The sequence below is a fragment of the Pedobacter sp. 01T416_2 genome (genome assembly GCF_056398925.1).
On sequence record NZ_JBFTQI010000715.1, the window covers coordinates 1 to 3026 of the forward strand.

At 38.3% G+C, this 3026-nt stretch carries 3 protein-coding genes; 2 read left to right on the forward strand and 1 reads right to left on the reverse strand.

What is annotated here, in order from left to right; genetic code table 11:
• The first annotated feature begins 39 nt into the window (after positions 1-39).
• A complete protein-coding gene (locus AC1DPQ_RS22935) occupies positions 40-1131 on the forward strand; it encodes a mannose-1-phosphate guanylyltransferase (protein ID WP_477584722.1) in 1092 nt (363 codons plus the stop codon).
• A gap of 157 nt (positions 1132-1288) precedes the next feature.
• On the opposite strand, the gene rlmB is transcribed toward AC1DPQ_RS22935, so the two are convergent.
• Complete coding sequence (gene rlmB / locus AC1DPQ_RS22940) at positions 1289-2056, reverse strand: 23S rRNA (guanosine(2251)-2'-O)-methyltransferase RlmB (protein WP_477584723.1); 768 nt, start codon at positions 2054-2056, stop codon at positions 1289-1291.
• Positions 2057-2256: 200 nt separating this feature from the next.
• Between rlmB and AC1DPQ_RS22945 the strand changes: the two genes are divergently transcribed.
• Positions 2257-3026 (forward strand): replicative DNA helicase (locus tag AC1DPQ_RS22945; protein ID WP_477610985.1); only part of this gene is annotated, 770 nt, incomplete at its 3' end.

Genomic DNA, 3026 nt, shown 5'->3' on the forward strand with positions numbered 1-3026 from the left:
CTCCTTAACGAAGGCATAGTGTAATTTTTAAAATAAAAAATGAATAAAGATTATTATGCATTAATTATGGCCGGTGGCGTCGGAAGTCGCTTTTGGCCAGTAAGCAGAACGGAATATCCAAAACAGTTTATCGATTTTTTCGGTGTTGGAAAAACCCTGATTCAAAGTACTTACGAAAGATTCCTAAACATCTGTCCTCCTGAAAATATATTTATCGTTACCAACGAAATTTATTCAGATTTAATTAAAGAGCAATTACCGCAATTAACAGATAACCAGATTTTGGCTGAGCCTTTAATGAGAAATACAGCCCCTTGTGTTGCTTATGGAAGTTTAAAAATTGCCGAGTTAAACCCTAATGCAACGATTGTTGTTGCTCCTTCTGATCATACCATCGCAGATATTGATGGCTTTATAGCATCTATTGGGCAATCTTTAGAGGCTGCCTCGAAAAATGATTGTTTAATCACTTTGGGTATTAAACCAAACCGCCCGGATACAGGTTACGGTTATATTCAGCATACAGATTACGTGCTCAACACCGATACTGATCTGCATAAAGTTAAAACCTTTACCGAAAAGCCAAATTTAGAATTGGCAAAATCATTCTTGCAAAGTGGCGATTTCTTGTGGAATGCAGGGATCTTTATCTGGTCGGCCAAGGCGATACTGAATGCTTTCGAGAAACACCTTCCAGACATGTACGAGATATTTAATATCGGCAGATCTGAGTTGAATAAAGCTGGCGAAAAAGATTTTATCAATAATGCTTATTTCCAATGCACCAACATTTCAATAGATTTTGGGATTATGGAAAAAGCAGAAAATGTTTACGTACTTCCATCTGATTTCGGCTGGTCTGATTTAGGAACCTGGGCCTCTATTTATGAGATGGCAGAGAAAGATTATGTGGGTAATGCCGTTATCCCGTCACAACAGGTACTGATGTTCGATTCATCAAACTGTATGGTAAATGTTCCAGAAGATAAATTGGTTATCCTACAGGGGCTGCACGATTACATTGTTGTGGAAAACAATAATATGCTAATGATCTGCCCAAGAAATGAAGAACAAAAGGTTAAAGAATTTGTAGCCGAAGTTAAATCAAGATTTGGAAATAAATTCATTTAATAGATACATGAAATGTAAAATGGATGATGTAACATAGTTTTCATCATCCATTTTATATTTTCCATCTTACCCCTTGCGTAAGATCCTAAAAAAAGTTTAGGAAGACGAAGCGCGATGGGATGAAGCTAATAGCTATTGATATTATTAACCCGCTTACCTAAACTGTTCTTTGTCTAACGGCCTCATATAATATTACCCCAGCAGCAACAGAAACATTTAACGATTCGATTTTTCCGGCCATTGGTATTTTAGCCAGGTGATCGGCTACCCTTAAAAGATCGTTAGAAATTCCTTCATCTTCCGATCCCATTACAATTGCCGTAGGCATGGTATAATCTGGCGCATAAATAAAATCACTGGTTTTTTCGGTGCAGGCTACAACCTGCAAACCACTTTCTTGTAGAAACAAACAGGTTTTGTGCAGGTTAGCATGGCGACAAATCGGAATACTGAATAAGGCACCTGCCGAGGTTTTAATGGCATCAGCATTGATCTGCGCAGCATTTTTTAAAGGAACTACAATGGCATGCACCCCTACACAGGCGGCCGTACGTGCAATCGCACCCATGTTACGCACATCGGTAACGCTATCTAAAACCAAAATTAATGGAACCTCACCTTTTTCGAAAACGGTTGGAATAATGTCTTCAATATTCTGGTAGGTAATCGGCGAAATAACCGCAATTACACCTTGATGGTTTTTCTGCGACATCCGGTTCAGCTTCTCGATTGGAACCGAATTTAAGGGAATCAAAGTATCTTTTAGAAGGGCTTTTAATTCTAAAAAAAGTTCACCGCCCAGACCGCGTTGCTGGTAAATGGTTTCAATGTCTCTTCCTGCTTTAACGGCTTCTATTACAGCCCTGATGCCGAATACAAACTCATTATTCTCTTTTGCGCGTTGCGGTCTTCTAAAATTATCCATGTTTTGAAATTGTTAGGCAAAAGTATTCAAATAAAATGTTTTAGCCCTAAACAATGTGCGCCTTATTAACATTTAATTGTTTAAAAATTTATATGGCATCATAAATCCAATAAAATTTAATCTGATTATGCTTCAATTTGTTAACAAACAGCTAGTAACTAATTCGAACAACCGCATCAAAATTTGATTACTTTTGTGGAATGAGTATCGATAATGAACAAGGCGGAAAGAACAGTATAACTGCTAGAAAAAGCAGGTTAAGTAATACTATAAGTTCACAGGGGAAAATTCCCCCTCAGGCATTAGATCTTGAGGAAGCAGTTCTTGGAGCGTTAATGCTCGAAAAAGATGCGCTTTCTGCTGTAATTGATGTTTTGAAACCAGAGGTTTTTTATAACATTGCCCACCAGAAAATTTTTGAAGCGATTCATATTCTATTTCAAAAATCGCGCCCCGTTGATATCTTAACAGTAACGGCAGAACTGCGAACGTTAGGCTCTTTAGAAATGGTTGGTGGCGCCTACTACATTACCAATTTAACCAATAGAGTTGCATCAGCAGCGAATATTGAGTTTCACGCACGTATTATTTCTCAGAAATATATTCAGCGTGAACTGATCAGGATCTCAACCGAAATTATTACAAACGCCTACGAAGATACGACTGATATTTTCGATCTCTTAGATCAGGCAGAAAAAGGACTTTTCGAAATTGCCCAGAATAACCTGCGTAGAGATACACAGAAAATGGATGATATCATTAAACAATCGTTAGCTACGCTTGAAGAGCTTCGTACCAAAACCGATGGTTTAACTGGTGTGCCAACTGGTTTTACGGGACTAGATAGAATAACTGGTGGTTGGCAAAAGCAGGATTTAGTAATTATTGCTGCACGTCCGGCGATGGGAAAAACGGCTTTCGTACTAACCTGTGCAAGAAATGCCACCGTCGATTTTGCAAAGCCAACGGT

Bases quoted from the DNA above. Each gene is read 5' to 3' on its own strand.
- rlmB (WP_477584723.1), bottom strand. From the start codon at position 2,056: ATGGATAATTTTAGAAGACCGCAACGCGCAAAAGAGAATAATGAGTTT.
- AC1DPQ_RS22935 (WP_477584722.1), top strand. From the start codon at position 40: ATGAATAAAGATTATTATGCATTAATTATGGCCGGTGGCGTCGGAAGT.